The organism is Candidatus Tectomicrobia bacterium, from assembly GCA_016192135.1.
Lineage (GTDB): Bacteria > UBA8248 > UBA8248 > UBA8248 > UBA8248 > 2-12-FULL-69-37.
Window position 1 is genome coordinate 19,912 of sequence record JACPUR010000037.1, and the last position, 19,735, is coordinate 39,646.

The 19,735-nt window shown below is 68.9% G+C and carries 19 protein-coding genes; all 19 read right to left on the reverse strand.

Features of this window, described 5'->3' with window-relative positions:
• Positions 1 to 327, reverse strand: a complete 327-nt coding sequence (locus HYZ11_15200) for a hypothetical protein (GenBank protein ID MBI3128951.1) — start codon at positions 325 to 327, stop codon at positions 1 to 3.
• A 360-nt stretch (positions 328 to 687) separates the two neighbouring features.
• Positions 688 to 1,431, reverse strand: a complete 744-nt coding sequence (locus HYZ11_15205) for a FliA/WhiG family RNA polymerase sigma factor (protein ID MBI3128952.1) — start codon at positions 1,429 to 1,431, stop codon at positions 688 to 690.
• 13 nt (positions 1,432 to 1,444) lie between these two features.
• Positions 1,445 to 1,651: a hypothetical protein gene (locus tag HYZ11_15210; protein MBI3128953.1), complete on the reverse strand. Its 207-nt coding sequence runs from the start codon at positions 1,649 to 1,651 to the stop codon at positions 1,445 to 1,447.
• Between the two features lie 9 nt (positions 1,652 to 1,660).
• Complete coding sequence (locus tag HYZ11_15215) at positions 1,661 to 2,488, reverse strand: MinD/ParA family protein (protein MBI3128954.1); 828 nt, start codon at positions 2,486 to 2,488, stop codon at positions 1,661 to 1,663.
• 17 nt (positions 2,489 to 2,505) lie between these two features.
• Positions 2,506 to 3,618, reverse strand: a complete 1,113-nt coding sequence (locus tag HYZ11_15220; protein ID MBI3128955.1) for a hypothetical protein — start codon at positions 3,616 to 3,618, stop codon at positions 2,506 to 2,508.
• Positions 3,615 to 5,702: a flagellar biosynthesis protein FlhA gene (flhA, locus tag HYZ11_15225; GenBank protein MBI3128956.1), complete on the reverse strand. Its 2,088-nt coding sequence runs from the start codon at positions 5,700 to 5,702 to the stop codon at positions 3,615 to 3,617. The genes HYZ11_15220 and flhA overlap by 4 nt, the downstream gene beginning before the upstream one ends.
• A 224-nt stretch (positions 5,703 to 5,926) precedes the next feature.
• Positions 5,927 to 6,991, reverse strand: a complete 1,065-nt coding sequence (flhB, locus tag HYZ11_15230) for a flagellar biosynthesis protein FlhB (GenBank protein ID MBI3128957.1) — start codon at positions 6,989 to 6,991, stop codon at positions 5,927 to 5,929.
• A gap of 9 nt (positions 6,992 to 7,000) precedes the next feature.
• Positions 7,001 to 7,777 carry a flagellar biosynthetic protein FliR gene (gene fliR, locus HYZ11_15235; GenBank protein MBI3128958.1) on the reverse strand — a complete coding sequence of 259 codons (777 nt, stop codon included), beginning with the start codon at positions 7,775 to 7,777 and terminating at the stop codon, positions 7,001 to 7,003.
• Positions 7,778 to 7,786: 9 nt separating this feature from the next.
• Complete coding sequence (gene fliQ, locus HYZ11_15240; protein ID MBI3128959.1) at positions 7,787 to 8,056, reverse strand: flagellar biosynthesis protein FliQ; 270 nt, start codon at positions 8,054 to 8,056, stop codon at positions 7,787 to 7,789.
• A gap of 16 nt (positions 8,057 to 8,072) precedes the next feature.
• Positions 8,073 to 8,801, reverse strand: a complete 729-nt coding sequence (gene fliP / locus HYZ11_15245; GenBank protein ID MBI3128960.1) for a flagellar type III secretion system pore protein FliP — start codon at positions 8,799 to 8,801, stop codon at positions 8,073 to 8,075.
• Between the two features lie 32 nt (positions 8,802 to 8,833).
• Positions 8,834 to 10,216, reverse strand: coding sequence for a flagellar biosynthetic protein FliO (locus HYZ11_15250; GenBank protein ID MBI3128961.1), 1,383 nt, complete (start codon positions 10,214 to 10,216; stop codon positions 8,834 to 8,836).
• 369 nt (positions 10,217 to 10,585) lie between these two features.
• Positions 10,586 to 11,017, reverse strand: coding sequence for a flagellar motor switch protein FliN (gene fliN / locus HYZ11_15255; GenBank protein MBI3128962.1), 432 nt, complete (start codon positions 11,015 to 11,017; stop codon positions 10,586 to 10,588).
• A gap of 70 nt (positions 11,018 to 11,087) precedes the next feature.
• On the reverse strand, positions 11,088 to 11,444 hold the full coding sequence (fliN, locus tag HYZ11_15260; GenBank protein MBI3128963.1) for a flagellar motor switch protein FliN: 357 nt from the start codon (positions 11,442 to 11,444) through the stop codon (positions 11,088 to 11,090).
• Positions 11,445 to 11,465: 21 nt separating this feature from the next.
• Positions 11,466 to 12,452: a flagellar motor switch protein FliM gene (gene fliM / locus HYZ11_15265; GenBank protein ID MBI3128964.1), complete on the reverse strand. Its 987-nt coding sequence runs from the start codon at positions 12,450 to 12,452 to the stop codon at positions 11,466 to 11,468.
• 31 nt (positions 12,453 to 12,483) lie between these two features.
• The gene (locus HYZ11_15270; GenBank protein ID MBI3128965.1) at positions 12,484 to 13,029 is read right to left on the reverse strand and encodes a flagellar basal body-associated FliL family protein; all 546 of its coding nucleotides are present in this window, start codon (positions 13,027 to 13,029) and stop codon (positions 12,484 to 12,486) included.
• Between the two features lie 967 nt (positions 13,030 to 13,996).
• Positions 13,997 to 16,522 carry a flagellar hook-basal body complex protein gene (locus tag HYZ11_15275; protein MBI3128966.1) on the reverse strand — a complete coding sequence of 842 codons (2,526 nt, stop codon included), beginning with the start codon at positions 16,520 to 16,522 and terminating at the stop codon, positions 13,997 to 13,999.
• A gap of 30 nt (positions 16,523 to 16,552) precedes the next feature.
• Positions 16,553 to 17,005: a hypothetical protein gene (locus HYZ11_15280; protein MBI3128967.1), complete on the reverse strand. Its 453-nt coding sequence runs from the start codon at positions 17,003 to 17,005 to the stop codon at positions 16,553 to 16,555.
• Positions 17,006 to 17,018: 13 nt separating this feature from the next.
• On the reverse strand, positions 17,019 to 17,762 hold the full coding sequence (locus HYZ11_15285) for a hypothetical protein (GenBank protein ID MBI3128968.1): 744 nt from the start codon (positions 17,760 to 17,762) through the stop codon (positions 17,019 to 17,021).
• A gap of 12 nt (positions 17,763 to 17,774) precedes the next feature.
• Positions 17,775 to 19,433: a flagellar hook-length control protein FliK gene (locus tag HYZ11_15290; protein MBI3128969.1), complete on the reverse strand. Its 1,659-nt coding sequence runs from the start codon at positions 19,431 to 19,433 to the stop codon at positions 17,775 to 17,777.
• Positions 19,434 to 19,735: the final 302 nt, after the last annotated feature.

Sequence of the window (19,735 nt, forward strand, 5' to 3'; positions counted from 1 at the left end):
TCAGACGACCACATTGATGAACCGGCCCTGGAAGTCCTCCTCGCCCGGGGACGAGGGCGCGGGAGGGGCCTCCTCGGGCGGGGCGGCCTCGTCGCCCTCGCGCTTGCGGGCGTGGTACTCGGCCCCGAAGTGGCCCTCCTGGTCCACGTTTGGGTTCTCCGCCTCCCGCGCCTCGACCACCGTCTCCGCCTGGACGCGGCGCTGGCGGTCGTGCTCGGCCATCTGGGCGTGGAGGAGGTTGGCCGCCTGATGGGCCTGCTGGTTCACCACCCGCTCGGCCGCCTGGGTCTGCGGGGTGGCCATCGGGAAATGGATGGATTCGGCCATTTTCGGACCTTTCTCCGGGGCGCCTGTTTTCCCCTTTTCTTATCGGCGGAAAAGGGCGAATCCTTGAATTTCCCCTAATATTTCCATTCTTTTCGGCTGTCAAGGGACCCATTTTCGAATAAGCCCATCCGGACCGCCTCTCCCCCCGTGCAGGGGCATTCAATGAGCGCCCTTACGGGATGAACGGCGGGGTTTCTGTCCGTAGGGGCGAATCTTGTATTCGCCCCGCGTCCGCGGACCGACCCAAGAGGGCGAACACGAGGTTCGCCCCTACAGACAATTTACGGGATTCGGGTCCGCAGGGGCGCGCGGCCGTGCGCCCCTGCAACAAAAAAGGGGAATCGCGGGTTTAGAAAGGCCCTAGGGCTTCTCGCCGACGAGGCGCTTGAGCTTCACCTTGATGCGCGCGATGGCCTTGGAGTGGAGCTGGGAGACGCGGGATTCGGTCACGTCGAGGATCTGCCCGACTTCCTTCATGGTCAGCTCCTCGTGGTAGTAAAGCGAGAGCACGAGGCGCTCGCGCTGGGGCAGGGCGTCGATGGACTGCCCGAGGATGCGCTTGAGCTCCTCGAAGGCGAGCTTGGCCTGGGGGTCGTCCTCGTCCAGCGAGGCCAGGTGATCGAGGAGGGAGCGGTTGTCCTCCGGGTGGGTGGGGTCGATCAGGTCGTCCAGGCTCAGGAGGGCCATGCCGGCGGACTGAGAGAGGAACTTCTGGAACTCCTCCATGTTCATGCCCAGCTCGCGGGCCACCTCCTCGTCCGAGGCGGCGCGGCCCATCTCCTGCTCGATCTTGGCGAAGGCGCCCTCCAGGATGTTCGCCTTCTGGCGCACCGAGCGGGGGATCCAATCCATCGCGCGCAGCTCGTCCAGCATGGAGCCCCGGATGCGGAACTCGGCATAGGTCTTGAACTGGGCCTCGCGCGTGGGGTCGTACTTGTCGATGGCGTCCATCAGCCCCAGCACGCCCGCGTTGATCAGGTCGTTCACGTCGATGTGGGGCGGCAGCCGGATGGCCAGCCGGTTGGCGATGAACTTGATCAGGGGCGTGTAGCGGAGGACGAGCCCCTCGCGGTCGCTCGGATCGAAATGCACGTCGGGGGCCACGGCCGATTCCCCCCTACTTCTCCGCGAGGAACAGAAGGAGCAGATAGCTCAGGAAGCCGCCCAGGACGGTGAAGATCGCCGCCCCCACGGCGGCCCGCCACAGGGCGAGCCCCAATCCTACCCCGGAGACCATCGCCGCGCCCAGCGCCACGCCGAAGGCCATGACGCCGAAGGCGATGGCGACGCGGGGCAGGGCCTCCATCCACTGGTTGCGGCTCATGGCTCCGCCTCAGGCCTTCTGGGCCGCGAGCTTCCGCCAGAAGAACTGCATGTGGCCCGCGGGGAAAACGTCGGGAGGGAGGTTGTGGAGCCGGTCCGCGAGCGCCCGCAGGCACCGCACGGCCGGGATCTTCGGGAAGAGCACCGAAGCCGCCTGCTGCCTCCGCACGGCCTGGGGCATGCCCGGATCGATCACGACGTGGCCGAGGTAGCTCAGGGAGATGTTCAGGAACTTGTCCGCCACCGCGCTCAGCCGGGCGAAGACGCCCTTGCCCTCGCGCTCGTCGGCCACCATGTTGGCCAGCACCCGGAACCGGTAGCCCCGCCCCTTCTCGCTCAGCACCTTCATCAGCGCGTAGGCGTCGGTGAGCGAGGTGGGCTCGGGCGTGGCGACCACGATGACGTCCTGGACCGCCGAGTTGAAGTAGAGGACGTTCCGGCTGATGCCGGCGCCGGTGTCCACGATGAGGTAGTCGAAGGGATCGGCGAGGGCGTCGAACTCCTGGAAGACCTGCATGCGGTCCTCCTCGCCGAGCTCGACGAGGCGGGCCACGCCGGAGCCGGCCGGCAGGACCCGTACCCCGCCCGGGCCGTCCATCATGATCTCGGGGAGGGTCTTCTCTCCCGAGAGGACGTGCTCGAGGGTGAAGGCGGGCCGGAGCCCCAGGACGACGTCCACGTTGGCGAGGCCGAGGTCCGCGTCCAGGAGCAGCACGCGGGCCCCCATCTTGGAGAGCCAATAGGCGAGATTGACGGCGACGCAGGTCTTCCCGACCCCGCCCTTCCCGCTGGTGACGGACAGGACCCGCATCCGCCGGTTGTCCTGACTGAGTGTCATGCTGCCCCCCGCGCCCCTCAAGCCGGCGCCCCCACGGCCGTCCCCTGGCGGTGGGCCGCGGGCAGGATCAGGCGGGCCATCCGGGCGGGTGAGGCCACCTCTAGGTCCTGCGGCACCCTCTGGCCCGTCGTGAAGTACGCCACGCGGACCCCCAATTCCATGTGCCTTTCGAAGATTACACCAAACCGGCTGCTTTCATCCAGTTTCGTGAAAATGAGCCTGTGGAGCGGCACGCAGGAGAACCGCCCCGCCATCCGGGCCATGTCGTCGGGGTGCGTGTTGGCGGCCAGCACCAGGTAGTTCTGCCCGCGGCGGCCTTCACCGAAAAAGGACTGAAGCGCCGAGACGCCCGAAGGATTGCCCAGCACCGTGCCGGGGGAATCCACCAGCACCACGTCCGCCTTGGCGAAGCGCTCGGCGGCGTCGTCCACCTCGGCCGGGGAGCCGGCGGCGAGGAAGGGCAGCTTGAGGGAGGCACTGAAGGCGCGCAGGCGCTCCACGGCCCCGGTGCCCGGGACCTCGATCCCGACGAGGCCCACCTTCAGGCGGCGCCGGCGCGTGCACTCGGCCGCGATCTTGGCCACGGTCGTGGTCTTCCCCACCCCGGTCGGGCCGATGAAGTTCGCCAGGGCCGGCCCCGCCTCCTCCGGGCGCCTCGCGCGGACGGGCCCGCCCGCCTCGAACAGGAAGGTCAGCAGCCCCGCCACGCGCTCGCGCAGGGGCTCGGCCGAATCCTTCTCCGAGAGGGCGAGGCTCCCCGCCGCCTGGGCGATGAGCTCGCGAGCGGTCTCCTCCCCCAGCCCGCTCTCGACGAGCTCGGTGTAGACCGAGGAGACGATGAGCGGGGAGAGTCCGTTCGCCGGCTCCGGGGCCGCGGGCGCCGCCTTGGGGGCGCGGGCGGGGGGCGCGGGCGCGCGGGGGGCCTGGAGCTCGGGCTCCGGGCGCGGGACCGCCGCGCCGCCGCCGCCGGGCATGGACTCGCTCCACTCGGCGGCCTCCACCTCGAAGTGGTCCCCCTCCGCCCCCCGCACCCGCCGGGTGGCGAAGATGACGGCTTCGGAGCCGAGGGCCTCCCTCACCTTGCCGAGGGTTTCGCGCAGATCCTTTCCGCGGAACAGGTGTCGTTTCATGCCAACCTCACGCTTCCGAGACTCTGGATACGGACTCCAGGGGCGATTTCGTTGTGGCTAAGGATCGCGAGCTGCGGGATGAAGCGCTCGACGAACTTCCTCAGGTGGCCCCGGACGGCCGGCGAGGCCAGCAGGACCGGGGGCGTGCTCGAGGTCTCGAACCGCTCCATCTGGCCCTGGATGCCGCGCAGGAGGCGGTCCGCCAGGGCGGGGTCGAGGGCCAGGTAGCTGCCGTGCTCGGTGTGCTGGAGGGAGCCCACCACCGAGCGCTCCACCTCGGGGTCGAGGGTGATGACGCTGATCGAGCCCGTCTCGCCCGCGTGCTGGGAGGTCAGGTTCCGGGCCAGGCGGCTGCGCACGTACTCGGTCAGGACGTCGGGGTCCTGGGAGATGACGGCGTAGTCCGCCAGGGCCTCCAGGATCGAGACCAGGTCGCGCACGCTCACGCCCTCGCGCACGAGGTTCTGGAGCACCTTCTGCACCTTCCCTAGCGAGAGGAGGTTGGGCACCAGCTCCTCCACCACCTTGGCGTGGGTCTGGCCCACCTTGTCGAGGAGGCGCTGCACCTCGCTGCGGGTGAGGAGCTCGTGGCCGTGCTTCTTGACCACCTCGGTGAGGTGGGTGGCCACCACCGTGGCGGGCTCCACCACGGTGTAGCCCGCGAGCTGGGCCCGCTCCCTGTTGGCCGGCGTGATCCAGATGGCCGGGAGGCCGAAGGCGGGCTCCGTGGTCGGGATGCCGGGTACGGGGCTCTCGACCGCCCCCGTGTCCATGGCCATGAAGTGGTCCATCATGATCTCGCCCCGAGCCACGTCCACCCCCTTGAGGAGAATCGCGTACTCGCCGGGCTTGAGCTGGAGGTTGTCGCGGATGTGCAGCGGCGGCACCACCAGCCCCACGTCGTGGGCGAACTGCCGGCGGATGGACCGGATGCGGTCCAGGAGCTCGCCGTTCTGCCGCGCGTCCACGAGGGGTATGAGGCTGTAGCCCACGTCGAGCTCCATCAGGTCCACCTGGAGCAGGGCGTCCACGTTCTCGGGCGCGGAGACGGCCGGGTGCGCGGCCTTGGCGGCCACATCCTCTTCCTCCTGGCGCTGGACGTCGGCGGCCTTGGCCTGGTTGAGGTAGTAGGCCAGCCCGCCGGTGACGCCCGCGAGCAGGAAGAAGGGGAGCTGCGGCAGCCCGGGGAACATCCCCAGCACGAACAGAAGCCCCGAGGCCACCCCGATGGCCCGGGTGTGGCCGAGGAGCTGGGCACTCATGGTGGCGCCCAGGTGGGTGCTCTCGCCCGAGCGGGTCACCACGATGCCCGCCGCCGTCGAGATGAGGAGCGCGGGGATCTGGGCCACGAGGCCGTCGCCCACCGTCAGGATGGCGTAGGTCGCGGCCGCCCGGGCGAGCGGCATCCCCTGTTGGAATACGCCGATGGCCAGGCCGCCGAGGAGGTTGATAAAGGTGATGACGAGGCCGGCCACGGCGTCGCCGCGGACGAACTTGCTGGCGCCGTCCATCGCGCCGAAGAAATCCGCCTCCCTGCTGATCTGGGAGCGGCGGCGGCGGGCCTCCGCCTCGTTGATGAGGCCGGCGTTCAGGTCCGCGTCGATGGCCATCTGCTTGCCCGGGATGGCGTCCAGGGTGAACCGCGCGGCCACCTCGGCCACGCGCCCGGCGCCCTTGGTGATGACCACGAAGTTGATGATGACGAGGATGAGGAAGACGACGAGGCCGACGACGTAGTTCCCCCCGACGACGAAGTTGCCGAACGCCTGGATCACCTGCCCCGCCGCCCCCGGCCCCTCGGAGCCCTGCGTGAGGATAAGGCGGGTCGAGGCCACGTTGAGGGAGAGGCGGAAGAGCGTCGTGACCAGCAGGAGCGAGGGGAAGACGCTGAACTCCAGGGGCTCCGTCGTGTAGAGGGAGACGAGGAGCACCACGATGCCGAAGGTGATGCTGAACGAGAGCAGCGCGTCCAGCATGGGCGCGGGCACGGGGATGATCATGACGACCAGGATCCCCACGATCCCGAGGGCCATGGCGATGTCGCTGTTCCGCGTCAGCCTCGCGATTCCAGCCGCCTCGTTCATTCTCCCCTCTCCCGGGCCGGTTTCATGCGCAATTCACGCCTTTCGACCTCGAGCCCCGTGCGGCCGGCGGCGCCCCTTGCGCCCTCACCCCGGCCTCCGATCGGTCTGTAGGGGCGATGCTTGTCATCGCCCTCTTCAACCGGCGCCCGCTTGGGGCGAACACGAGGTTCGCCCCTACAGGGGCCGCCCTCATCCCGGCGAATGCGCCTTCCGTCCCTCGTCATCTAGGCCGCCTCGCGCTTGAGCGTATAGACGTAGGCCAGGATCTCGGCCACGGCCTTGTAGAACTCCGCCGGGATGGCCTGGCCGATCTGGACGGCGCGGTAGAGGCCGCGCGCCAGGGGCTTGTTCTCGATCTGGGGGACTCCGTGCTCCTCGGCGATCTCGCGGATGCGCTGGGCGATGAAGCCCCGGCCCTTGGCCACGACCATGGGCGCCTCCATCTCGCCGCGCACGTAGAGCACCGCCACGGCGTAGTGCGTGGGGTTGGTGATGATCACGTCGGCCTTGGGGACGGCGGCCATCATGCGCCGGCGGCTCATGTCCCGCTGCACCTGGCGGACGCGCGCCTTGACCAGGGGGTCGCCCTCGCGCTGCTTGTACTCCTGCTTCACCTCGTCCTTGCTCATCTTGATGTTCTGCTCGAAGGCGTAGCGCTGGAAGGCGTAGTCCACGGCGGCGAGGAAGAGCAGCACCATCGTGGAGCGCACGATGATCTTCGTCGCGAAGTCGAGCAGGAAAGCGAGGATCTCCGCCGGGGGCGTCTGCGAGAGCTTGGGAAGCCCGGGCCAGGCCTCGGACACCGTCAGGTAGCCCACGTAGCCCACCAGGGCGACCTTCCCCAGCGACTTGAAGAGGTCCATCCAGCCCTGCTTCCCGACGAGGCGCTTCAGGCCCTCGAGGGGGTTCATGCGGCTCATCTTGGGCGCGAGGGCCTCGGGGGCGAAGAGCAGGCCGAACTGGACGACGTGCGCTAAGACGGAGAAGACCGCGACGAAGCCCAGCAGCGGCAGGAGGGCCCAGGCGGCCGACTCCACCGCGATGATGAGGAGCGAGAGGAAGTCGTCCGGCGTCTCCAGCCGCACCGAGGCCGCCTGGAAGAAGTGCCGCGTCATCCGGGCGACGGACTCCCCGGTCGCGCCCGTGAAGAAGTAGAAGTAGACGACGGCGGCGGCGAGGATGGCCACCGAGGCGACCTCGCGGCTCTTGGCCACCTGGCCCTTCTCGCGAACCTCCTCGCGCCTGCGCTGTGTCGCGGGCTCTGTCTTGTCGTCTTTCTCGGCCGCCATCGCCTTCCCCTAGAAGGACCGCACCAGGCGGAGGAGGCTCCCCCCCATCGCCGTGAAGACCTGCCCGTAGAGCAGGCCCATCATCGAGAGCGAGACGAACAGCGCCCCGAAGCCCACCGCCACCTGCACGGAGATGCCCACGATGAAGATGTTCATCTGGGGCACGGTGCGGGCCACGATGCCCAGCGCGAGGCTCGTCAGCAGGAGCACCACGGTGGCCGGCGCGGCGAACTGAACGGCGACGATGAAGATGTCGCGCGACACCTGAAGAAAGAGCAGGTAGAAGTCCCGGTTCGCGTGGAACCCCATGAGGGGAATGCGTCCGAAGCTGTCCGAGATGGCCCGGAAGAAGTAGTAGTGGGCGTCGGTCGCCAGGAAGATGAGGGCCGTGATCGCGCTTTGGAACTGCGAGAGCAGCGCCGTGTGGGCCTGGGTGGTGGGGTCCACCGAGGTCGCGATGCCGAAGCCCATCTGGAAGCCGATGGCCTCGGCCCCCACCTCCATGGCGGCGAGGAACAGCCGCGCCAGCAGGCCCGCCGCCAGCCCCAGCATCACCTCCCCCAGCGCCAGCCCCGCGAGCTCGTAGAAAGGCATCTCCTTGAGGAGCATCGTCGCGCCCACGGTCGGGAAGAGCGCCATGGACACCGCCGCCGCCGCCGCGACCTTCACGGCCGAGGGCACGATGGGCGACCCGATGACCGGCGCGGAGAAGAGCATGGACCCCACCCGCACCAGGATCAGGATGAAGCGCTCGAACTCGATCGTCGTGACGTTGAGGTACTCCACGCCCCTCTCCTACCGGACCAGCTTCGGAATGGCCTGGAACAGGTTGGTCGTGTAATCCATCATCAGGTTGAGCATCCAGGGGAATGCCACCAGGGCGATGAGCACCGTCACCAGGATCTTGGGGATGAAGGTGAGGGTCATCTCCTGGATCTGCGTCACGGCCTGGATGATGCCCACCAGGATGCCCACCACCAGGCCTCCGATGAGGATCGGGCCCGCGAGCTTGAGCATCACCTCGAGGGCGGTCTGCACCAGGGTCAGGACGGTATCGGGGCCCATTGCCGCTCCTCCGCGCTCAGCCGAAGCTCTGCATGAGCGAGCCCACGAGCAGGGCCCACCCGTCCACCATCACGAACAGCATCAGCTTGAAGGGCAGCGACACGAGGACCGGCGGCAGCATCATCATGCCGAGCGAGAGGAGGATCGACGCGATCACCATGTCCACGATCAGGAACGGGATGAACAGCATGAAGCCGATCTGGAAGGCCGTCTTGAGCTCGCTGATCAGGAAGGCCGGGATGATGGTGGTGGTCGGCACGTCCGCCGGGGTGGCCGGCCGCTCCTGCTTCGAGAGGCTCACGAAGAGGGCGAGGTCCTTTTCGCGCGTTTGGTGGAGCATGAACTTGCGCAGCGGCCCCTCCGCCCGCCGGAGCGCCGTCATGTAGTCGATCTGGTCGCTCAGGTAAGGCTGGAGGGCCTCGGCGTGGATGCGGGTCCCGACCGGGGCCATGGAGAAGAAGGTCAGGAAAAGCGCCAGCCCGATGAGCACGGGGTTGGGAGGCGTCTGCTGCATCCCGAGGGCCTGCCGCATGAACGCCAGCACGATCACGATCCGCGTGAAGGAGGTCATCATCACCAGAATCGAGGGCGCCAGCGTCAGCACCGTGAGCAGCGCCAGGATCTGGAGCCCCGTCGCGACCTCGCCCGAGGAGGCCGGCGCGCCGAAACCGAGCTGCAGCCGGGGCAGCACAAGGGGAGCCCCCCCCTGGGCCTGCGCCCACGCCGCGCCCGGAACCGCGAGCAGGGCCGCTGCCGCGAAGGCGGGGATGCGGCGGTTCACGAGGCGGCCCCCGTCCACTGGGGCGCGCGGCCCAGCCGCTCGCGGAGCCGCACCACCGCCTTCCCCGCCCCGGCGTCCGGGAGGGGAGGGAGGCCGTCCGGGGCGGGCCTGGCCGGAAGGGCCTTGGCCGGAGCCGCGTGCCCGTTCGAGGCGGAGCGGCCGTTAGAATGGCCGTTCGCGCGCCCGCCCGGGCGGCCGTTCTCCTTGGCCGCCAGGTTCTCGGCATAGGCCTTGATGGCGGCGAGGGAGGCGGCGGGGTTCTTCTCCAGGGCCTCAGGCAGGGCCGGGGCCTTCTCCTTCCCTCCCATGAGCCGGGAGAGCTGCTCGACGAAGGAAGCCTCCCCGCCGTCGCGGAGCTTGGCGAGCGCGTCCCCGTCCTCGATCTTGGTCAGCATGGAGATGCTCTGGCCGCTGATGCCGACGACCAGGATCTCGCCCGCCACCTCGACCACGGCGATGGACTGCTTGGGGGCGAGGTAGACGCGATGGAGGGTGCGCACCACCTTCGCGCCCGCGCCCAGCCTCTTGGCCGCGGAGCCGCCCCATTTCTTGAAGGCCGCCAGCCCGCCCGCGAGCAGGATCAGCAAACCGCCCAGCAGCCCTCCCATCCGGGCCATGAGACCCGCGAGGCTGGGGGCGCCCGCGCCCAGGTCGGCCGGGGTCAGGGGCGCCTGGACGCGCGGCACCGCCTCGGCCTCGCCGGGGCCGAAGGCGGAGGGGGATGCGGGCTTGGCAGGGACCATCGGCGGGGCGGCGGGCGCGCGGGGGGCCGGCACGGGCGCGGCCGGGATTTCGGTCTTGGGGGCGCCGGGGGACAGGGAGCGGCGGAGGACGCTCTCGGGCGTCAGGGGCTCGGTCTTCCCGCGGGGAGCGGCGGGCGCGGGCGTGACGATGTCGCTCTCGCGCCCCGCCTCCCGCCCGGCGGCCGGCCGGAGGCTGTCTCCGGCGAGGGAGGGAAGCGTGAGGGTGAAGGCGTTCCCGCTGGCGGTCACGCCCATGCGGTTCTTGAGATGGGCGATGGCTTGGCCGGCCCGGACGGTGAGGCGGAGGCCGTCCGGCTCCTCCTCGGCCTCGACCCGGCGGTATCCGCCCTGCCCCACCACGAAGTGGCGAAGCTCGCGGCCCCCGCGGGCGCCCCTCAGGAAGAAGGCGACGCCGTCGCCCTCGGCCAGGGGCTCGGGGGCGGGGGAGCTCAGCGCCTGATCGAAAACGGCCACCAGGCGGATGCGATCCTCGCCCGCGTAGACAAACACCTTCTGGAGGACCGGGGCGCCCTGGGCCGGCCACGCCCCGAGGAGGAGAGAGAGAAGGGCCAGGAGGAGGATCACCCCCCGGGCGGCATCACTGCCTCTCGCCAATTTCCCGACGATCCTCTCCATGCGGCGTCTCCAAAAAGCCTTTCGTTCCGGGCCATTTCCATCGGAATGCCTGCGTCTTGCCCGGAGTGAAAAGCAAAGAGCGTACCAGGAGGAGAAAATTCGGCGCGGAGGAGGAAGGCCGGATGAAACGCGAGGAAAATTTTTTGTTACACCTTCATAATCAATATGTTACTTGAACATTAAGAAAATTCATCCTGAGAAAATATGGGCCCGGGGAGGCGCCGGAGCGCCAAATAAGCCGCGATTCCCAAGCATCGGGCAAGTCAGAGGGTTGGCGCGGCCAAGGGAACCGGCGGAGCGGGACATGCGGGAAAACCAGCGCGAGGGACAGGGCCGGAACCCCGCCCGGAGGAGCCTCCGGACGGGGAGCTAGCCCAGCTGCTTGATGCGCTCGATGGGGCTGATGACGTCGGTGATGCGGATGCCGAACTTCTCGCGGACCACCACCACCTCGCCCCGGGCAACGAGCTTGCCGTTCACCAGGATATCGAGGGGCTCGCCCACCTGCTTGTTGAGCTCGATGACGGAGCCCTGGCCGATCTGCAGGAGATCGTTGATGAGCATCTTCGTGCGGCCGAGCTCGACCACCACCTGGAGCGGGAGGTCCATGATGAGGTCGATGTTGATGGGGCCGGCCTCGTCCATGCCGGCCGCCACCCCGCCGCCCTCGCCCGCCCAGCCGGGCTCGCCGGCCTCCTCGGTCCCCACGGCCGCCATGATGGCGCCCGGGTCCATGCCCGCGCCCGGATCCGCCGCCGGATCCGCGCCCGGGTCCAGCTCCTTGTCGCCCCCTTCGCTCATGACGCCCCTTCCTCCGATTCTCCCGGGCGGGAGGACGGCCCCCGGATGCCCGGGGCCGTCTCGCGTTGTATCAGCGCTGGGCAGTGTTCTCCAGCGGGCTGACGATGTCCGTCAGGCGGATGCCGAACTTATCGTTGATGACCACGACCTCGCCCCTGGCCACGAGCTGATCGTTGATGAAGATCTCGAGCGGCTCGCCGACCAGCTTGTCCATCTCCATCACCTGGTTGGACGAGAGGCGGATGAGGTCCTTCACCAGGATGTTCGTCCGGGCCAGCTCCACCGACACCCGCATCGGGATGTCGCGGATGAAGTCGAGCTCCGGCGGGATCTGCGGCCGCTGCTCCTCGATCTCCTCGAAGGAGCGCTCCTGCCGGTCGACATCGTCGTCCATCAACCCCATATCCATACGGTCGTCGCGTGCCATGCTGACGCCTCCGGCTCTCGCCTAGCTGTTCGTGGGGGCCACCAGGGAAGTCACCTCGATGGCCGCCTGGCCCTTGATGGCGCCGGGCCTGCCCCGGAATTTCACGACCCCCTCGACCATGATGTCGATCTCGTCGGTTTCGTCCGTCTCGAGCGTGATGATGTCGCCCGCCCGCAGCCGCACCAGGTCGCCCGCCTTGATCTTGGCCTTGCCCAGGGTGGACACGAGGGCCACCTCCGAGTCCATGATCCGCTCCTGCAGCCGGCTCAGCCACACCTGGTCCACCTCGAGGCGGTCCGACTGGAAGCCCGCGTGCAGCTTGGCGCGGATGGGCTCGATCATGGAGTACGGGATGCAGAAGGAGAGGTTCGCCTGCTGGTCCTCGATCTCCATCTCGAAGGTCACGACGACCACCAGGTCGCTGGGGGGCACGATGCCCGCGAACTGCGGGTTCACCTCCGAGCGCGAATATTCGATGTTCAGCTCGTGCACGGGCCGCCAGGCCGTGCGCAGCTCGTCGAGGAGCTTCAGCACGATGCGCTTGATGATGTAGGTCTCGATGGGGGTGAAGTCCCGGCCCTCCACCTTGACCTGGGTGCGGGCCGTGCCCCCGAAGAGGACGTCGATCAGCGAGAAGACGAGCTTCGTCTCCAGCACCAGCAGGGCGAAGCCGCGCAGGGGCTCCATCTTGTAGATGTGGAGGCTCGTGGGCACGGGGAGCGTCTTCAGGAACTCGCCGAACTTGATCATGTCGGTCGAGACGAGGGCGACGTCCACCACCCGGCGCAGCATGGCGCTGATGGCGCTCCGGAAGAGCCGGCTGAACCGCTGGTGGATGATTTCCAGCGTCGGCATCCGGCCGCGGATGATCCGCTCCTGGCTGGTCAGGTCGTAGGGGACGACCCCTTCCCCGGCGGCGGCCTCGTCGCCGGCGGCGGTGTCGATCTCCCCCTCGGTCACGCCCTGCAGCAGAGCATCCACTTCCTCTTGCGACAGGATCTGGTTCATCGCTCCACCTCGGCCGGAACCCCGGCGCCCGCTACTGGACCACGAACTCGGTGAAGAAGACGTTCTTCACCTTGGCGGTCTTGAGAATGGTGTTCAGCCGGGCCGTCAGCTCTTCCTTCAGCACTTGCTTGCCGGCCCCCCCCAGCACCTGCTGGGAGGTCTTGGTGCTCAGGGCGGAATTGATCTGGTCCTTGATCTCGGGGAGGCGCCCCTTGAACTCGCCCTCGCCCTCTTTCTTGTCCAGCTCCAGCTCGATGGTCGCCTTGAGGTAGCGCCGACCGCCCGGGTCCGCCAGGTTCACGATGAAGGGCGCCAGCGGGAGAATGGGGCCCGCCATCCCGGCGCCCCCGGCCGCCGGCTCCCCCGGCTTCCCGTGCGCGTCCACCTTGGCGGCCGCGGGCACGGGGCTCCGCATGAAGAACCACCAGCCGGCGAAGCCGCCCCCGCCGAGCACCACGAGGGCCACGGCGCCGATGATGATAAGCTTCATCAGCCCGCCGCCGCCCTTGGCGGGGGCGCCTTCGCCCTCTTGCGCGTGTTCCGCCGCTCCCTCTTCCGCCTCGGGGGCCTTGGCCATCGCTCCCTCTCGTCAGCCTCGCTTCGCGCCGCGCCACGGGCCGCGCCGGCTCGGGGATCGCCTCTCGTCCAGGGGCGGCCGCACCGCGGCCAAATCCGTCAGCAAACTGGCGCCCCTGGGCAATTTCAAATATTAAACCGCCGTTAACGTGACTTCAATCACTTTCCCCGGAATCCCTCAAAACCATCTTATTTAAAAGATTTTCCGCCTCCTCCGGCCCTCCGGGAGAGCCGTCCGGTGGAAAATGAGCAATTCCCATGCCCTGCCCGTCCCCCGCCCGGCCGCCCCTCCCTCCCCCGGCCAGGCCCGCCCCTCCCCGGGCGGCGGACTTTTTGGGCTGGAATATCGTGAAATATCGTGAACAAGCCTTCCCCCAAGGCCGGTTTCAGCTCATTCCGAAACCGCCCCGCCCCTCCCCACCCAGGAGCCCGGGCGATTTTTTCAGCTCGAAAAACCTCGAATATCGGTGAAATTCGAGGAAAGGGGGCCTTTTTCACGGCCTCGACTTCTCCTCCGGACCCCCGGGCGCCTCCCCTCCGCGGTCCCCGGCCAGCCCCGCCCCGGGACAGGCCAGCCCCGCCCCAGGACAAGATACGCCCGGCGGAAGAAGGAGCCGTTACCCCAATTTCGCGCACGTTCATGGATGGGGAGGTCTGTAGGGGCGAATCTTGTATTCGCCCCAGCAAAATCGGGCGAACACGAGGTTCGCCCCTACGGATAGGCGCGTCACCCGCACAGCGAGCCCCCAAAAAACAACGCCGCCCCCTCCCCGGCGGGAAAGGGGCGGCGCGCAGGGCGGGACTGCCAGCCCTGCCCGGGGGTTACGTGCCAGATTGACCATCCCGCTCTGTAGGGGCGGCCCCCCCCACCCCGCGCGGCAGGCCGCGCGGGGACCCCGAAATTGGCCGCCCTCTCGGCGGGGCAGGCACGGGGGCCTGCCCCTACGGGTGGACCCCTGCGGCGGATGTTACCGCGTCAGGTTCACCACCTCGTCCAGCAGCCGGCTGGTCGTGGAGATGACCCGCGCGTTCGCCTGGAAGGCCTGCTGGTCGCGGATGAGCCGCACGAACTCCTCGGCGATGTCCACGTTCGAGATCTCGACCGAGTTGGCCAGCACGACGCCGAAGCCGGCCGTCGTGGCCTGCCCGAGGATGGGCTGGCCCGAGCCCTGGGTCTCGGCGAAGAGCGAGTTGCCCACGTTCGAGAGGCCGCCCGGCGCGTTGAAGTTGGCCAGGATGATCCGGGCCAGGTCGCGCGTCTGGCCGTTGGTGAACTGGCCGGTGATGTTGCCGTTCCGGTTCACCGAAACGGAGATCAGGGTGCCCGTCGTGAACCCGTCCTGGGTCTGGTTGATGACCGCCGAGGAGCCGGCGAACTGCGTTACCCCGTCCAGGCCGCCCTGGAGCGAGGCGTCGGTGGTGATCGAGTTGCCGAAGTCGAAGTCGACGAGCTGGTTCTGCACGGCGCCGCCCGAGAAGTTGAAGCGGTTGGCGCGCGGGAAGGTCACCCCGTTGATGAGGTTCCCGGTGAACTTGTCCTCGATGTCGAGGCCGCCCGTGTTGTTGAACCAGAGCCGCCCGTAGAGCGCCTGCTCGTTCGAGCCGTCGGGGGTGGGGCCCACGAGGTCCCGGCCGAGCATGATGCCGTTGTACTCCCACATGTTCTCCCCGATCTTCCGGAAGAAGACGTTCAGGGAGTGCGACGACCCCAGGCTGTCGAACAGGATGATCGAGGTCGAGAAGGTGGAGCTCTGGAGGTTCGAGGGGTCGTTCACCGTGAACTCCCCGCTCCCGTTCACGTTGAGCGAGCTCACCTGGGACAGGGCCGTGGTGAGGGAGGTGTCGCTGGTGGTACTGCCGGCGACCGCGATCAAGTCGTCAGCCGCGGTGGAAAATCCAAGTGTCGCGGCCGCCGTGCTGGCCGCCTGAGTCCACCTCAAGTTCAGCGTCTGGACGTTTCCCGCGTTGTTCGTGACGGTAAACCGATCAGTGGCGCTGTCATAAGTCACGGCATAGACATCCAAAGTACCGTTCTGCAATTCAAGACCCGCCTTGATGGCGCTTGCCACCTGCTGGGCCGTGACAACTGTGCCGTTCGTCAAGCCGCCGTGTGTGATAAGACTAACGTTGGTGTCGGCACCACCGCCGAAGCTGGCCACGATATTGTCATTCAGCCCCAGGGTGAAGGCGAAGGTCTCGCTCACCGAGAGGTTGGTGGTGCCCAGGACGCCGAGGGTGCCCTCCGTCACCGAGATGGAGCTGGGCGGGATGGTGAAGGAGTTGGAGTCGGAGGGGATGTTGATTGTCCGCTCCCCTCCCGTGGACTGTGAGACGATCTGGAAGCGGTTCACGTTGGAGCCCGAGTTGTAGGTCACCCGGACCGAGCGGATGCGGTTCACCTGATCGGACTGGTCGGCGTTGTTGATCGCCGCCTCGATGGCCTGGGCCAGGCCGTCCCCGGTGAAGCCCCCGGCCGTGACCGTGACGGTCCGCGCGGGGACATAGAAGGCGCCGTCCAGGGTGATGGTGAACTGGTTGCGGCCCGTCACCACGTTGAACTGCACCTGGTTGTCGCTCGTGGTCGAGGAACCTTTGGCGATGGCGTCGTTGGAGGCCGTCGAGAAGCCCAGGTCGTCCGAGGCGGTGCTGGTCGCGACCGAGTGCCTCAGGGTGATCCCTAGACCGCTGCCCCCTGTGTCGTTCGTTATGGTGAACTTTTTGGTCGTGGTGCTGTAGGAGACGGTGTAGGTGTCGGCGAGCGCCGCGCCGCCGTTGGTGGCCTCGAGGGCCGTCTTGATGGCCGTGGCGACCGCCGTCGCGTCGTTCTGCGCGCCGCTGATCAGGCCGCCGTTCGTGATGAGGCTCGCCGTCCGGTCGGCCACGCCGTCGTTCCATTCGATGACGTCGTTCACGCCCGTGAGGAACTGGAAGCGCGTCTCCACCCCGCTCCCGCTGGTGGCCGTCCCGGCCGCGCCGAGGGAGGCCGCGCGGGCGTCGAGGTTGGCGACGAAGCCCGCCTTGGTGGTGGCCTTGGGCGGGTTGTTGGTGACGGTGAGGTTCAGGTCCTGCAGCGTGCCGCTCGGGTTGCCGGAGGCGTCCAGGGTCACGCCCTGCACCTTGTCGGCCCGGCCGTTCACGAGGAAGCCCTCGGAGTCGATGCTGAAGAGGCCCGCGCGGGTGTAGAAGATGCCGTCCGGGTTGCTCACGATGAAGAAGCCCCGGCCGTCGATGGCGAGGTCGGTGCCGCTCGAGGTGGTCTCGAAGGACCCCTGGGTGAACTGCTGGGTGACGCCGGCCAGCTGCACGCCGCGGCCGATCTGGTTGCCGCCCGCCGAGCCGGTGAGGCTCCGGGCGAGGATGTCGGCGAACTCGGCCCGGCTCCCCTTGAAGCCGGGCGAGTTGGCGTTCGCGATGTTGTTGCCGATGACCTCGATGGCCTGCGAGTAAACGTCCAAGCCGCTGACGCCTGCGAAGAGGGCTCCCAAGACGCCCATTTCCTGCCTCCTTCCCCCCCCGGGGGGTGTCTAGGATTTCGCCTCCACCACGGCGTCGACCCTCAGGTCGCCGAGGCCGGCCAGGCGGTTTTTGTCTTCCACGTTGACGACGGTGCGATCCCCGAGATCCACGACGTAGGCCATGCCGTCCATGAGGACGAGGGCCCGCTGCGCGCCCTTGAGCGAGGCCTCCTCGGCGGCCGCCGAGAGCCGGTTGAGCTGCGCCCCGTCCAGCCGCGTCCCCCTCTGGGCCAGCTTCTGCGCCGCCTCGGGGGCGAACTGAACGGGCATGGCCTTCTCCTTCCGCCCCGCCATCTCGGTGCGCAGGATTTCCTCGAAGCCGTCCCTGCGCTGGGGGGCGGAGAGGGCGCCGCCCCGGAGCTTGCCCCCGGCGGGCGGCAGCGGAGGGGCGGGCGGGGCCGTGAGGCTCGAGACGAGCGATCCGACCGACTGGACCGCCGCGAGCGCGAGAAGCGGGTTCATGAAGTCCTCCTGCCTAGATGCCCGGGGCGGCCGGGGGCGCTTCGCCGGCGGGCGGCGCGACCTGGGCGGCCGGCGCGGGCTCGGTGATCTGGACCACGCTCGAGAGGGGGATGTCCTTCGCCCCCACGGTGAGCAGGGTGCCGTCCTGCGCGAACTTGACGCTCTGGACGATGCCGCTCGAGAAGGTCTTCGCCTGGACGGGCTGGCCGTCGGCGCCGAAGGCGAGGATCGAGAAGGTGTAGACGCCGTCCTTCATCGGGTTGCCCTGCTGGTCCCTGGCCGGGAAGGCGATGGTGTGCAGCCCGGCGCCCCGGTTCCCCGCGTCGAAGACCCCGACGAGCGCCCCCGACTGGTCGAAGATGTTGACCACCGTGTCGTCGGTGGCCCCCTCCAGGGAGAAGGCCAGGTTCGAGGCCGCCCCGCCCGAGACGGTGACGGTGTTGCCCTCGGCGAGGACCTGCTTGCCCAGCATCCCCACCGCCTGGCCCTGGGAGAAAGCGCTCTGGAGGTTCCCGAGGCCCTCGAGCGACTTGTTGATGTTGATGAGCTGCTCGAGCGAGGAGAACATGGCGAGCTGCTGGGTGAACTCCGTGCCCTGCATCGGGTTCATCGGGTCCTGGTAGCGGAGCTGCGTCACCAGCAGGGTCAAGAACTGCGCCTTCTGCTCCTCGGCGCTCGTCTTGCCGGCGGGCGCGCCGATGCCCGTGTTGTTCGTCACCGTGACGGTGGGGTTGGAGACTGCCGAGGTGCCCGCCATGACGCCCTCCCGCTAGGCGAAGATGTTGATTGAGCCGTCGCCCGAGAGGGACGGCGAGGCGAAGACCGGGCCGCGCTCGGCCGGGCGGCCGGCTTCATCCTCCGGCCCCGCTTCGAGGTAGAGCGCGGTCTCGCCCTGGTTTCCGGCGCGGTCCTGGCCGAAGCTGCCGGGGTTCAGGTTGGCCCGCACGTCCACCGAGAAATTCTCGAGAGAGACGCCCTGCCGCTGGAGGGCCTCCCGGAGCTCCCTCAGGCCGGACATCACCGCGTCCTTGGCCCACGCGGTCTCGACCGTGAGCTTGGCGCTCATGGCCCCGTCCTGCATCCGGAGATCTATGTGGAGCCGCCCCAGCGAGGGCGGGTCGAGCTGGATGCGCGCCTGGGCCATCCCCTCCCGCACGGCGATGCTCATGCGCGAGAGGGCGGCCTCCAGCACCTGGCGGTGAACCTCGGTCCGCATGAACGGGTCCCGGACCGCCGCCTGGACGGCGGGAGGGTCGGCCTTGGCGTTCTCACCGGAGGCCTGCACTCCCTGGCGCTCCGCGAGGAGCTGCCCGCCCGGCTTGTCTCCTTCCGCCGGCTGGCCGAAATCCCCCTCGCCGGAGGGCGGGGCCGCGGCGGCCATCTGAGCCGGCGCGTCCGGCGCATCCGCGCCATCCGCGTCGGCGGGGCGGGCCCAGTCCGTCCACTCGGCATCCCCGGGCTCGGCCTCTTCCTGGGCCGCGGCCGCGGGGCGGGGAGCGGATTCCTCGGCCGTCTCCTCGGGGGCGGCTTCCGCGAAAAGGCGCCCCTCCTCCCGCGCGGGCGCGGCCTCATCGGAGGAAAGGCCATCCTCGACGGGCGGGAGGGCCGCCTGCGGTTCTCCCTCCTCCGCGAGGGCGGGGAGGTCCTCGCCCCCGGCGGGGGCAACCCGCGGGGCGGCCGGCGCCTCTTCCGGGTCCACCGGGGCCAATCCACCGGAAACGGCGCTGGTTTCCTCCGTCTCCTGGGTGAAGGCGGCCCCAGCCGGCGCGGCGGCCACGGCGACGGGCTTCTCCGCCGCCAGCGGCGCGGCCTGGGCCTCCTCGCCTTCGCCCTGGGACAGCGCCACGTCCGCCAGCGCCAGGCCCAGCGCGTTCGCCTGGATCCGCTCCCGCGGCCCTTCTCCCTGGGTCCCTTCCCCCTTGGAGGCGGCCGCGCCCAGCTTCAGGCCGTTCTCCCCGTCGGGCGCGACCGGGGCCCCGCCCGTCAGCCGGGAGAGGCCGAGCACCGCCGCCGCGACGAGCTGGGAGATGACGCCGGCCGCCTTCTCCTGGCCGGGGGGAACGGCGTTCTCCCCGTCCTCGGAAGATGCGGGGGTATCCTCGCCTTCCTCGGACTCCGGCGCGGCCGGTTTCCCGGGTTGCGCCTCGGAAGAAGCGGAGGCGGGCTTTCCCTCGCCGGAATTGGAGGCGCCCCCGCGCGGCGCCTCCTCCGGGCCTTTCCCCTTGGGAGCGGCGGCGGCCTGCGGTTCTTTTCCCTTGCCCGAGGACGGGGGAGCCGGGCTCGGCCCCTCGGGCCCCCGGCCCTGGCTCGCCCCCGCCAGCATCTCCGCGAAGCGGTCTCCATTGGAGCCGGAATCGCCGCGCGGCGAAGAAGGCGCCGCCACCACGTCGAGAATCTCGCCCGATGAAACCGCCGGAACACTCGGCATGACTTTCCTCCCAGACGATTCCGATAGGCCTGGGCCCGGTGGGGGCATCAGGCTGGGCGCCTCCTATTCACAAGCCATGCCAAAATCACATATTTGTTAATTCGCAATGATTTCAATCGGTTAAGAAGGGCACGAGGGCGCCGCGAGATGACGCGGGAGGCGTTCGAGGGGGAAAAAGATTCCGGAGGGAGGAAGGGATGGGCCGGCTCATGGGGGACGGACAGAAAGGCTGGGGGAGGGGTGCGGGGGTCCGCAGAGGGCGATGCTTGGCATCGCCCTCTGCGGATGATTGCCCGCCCGGG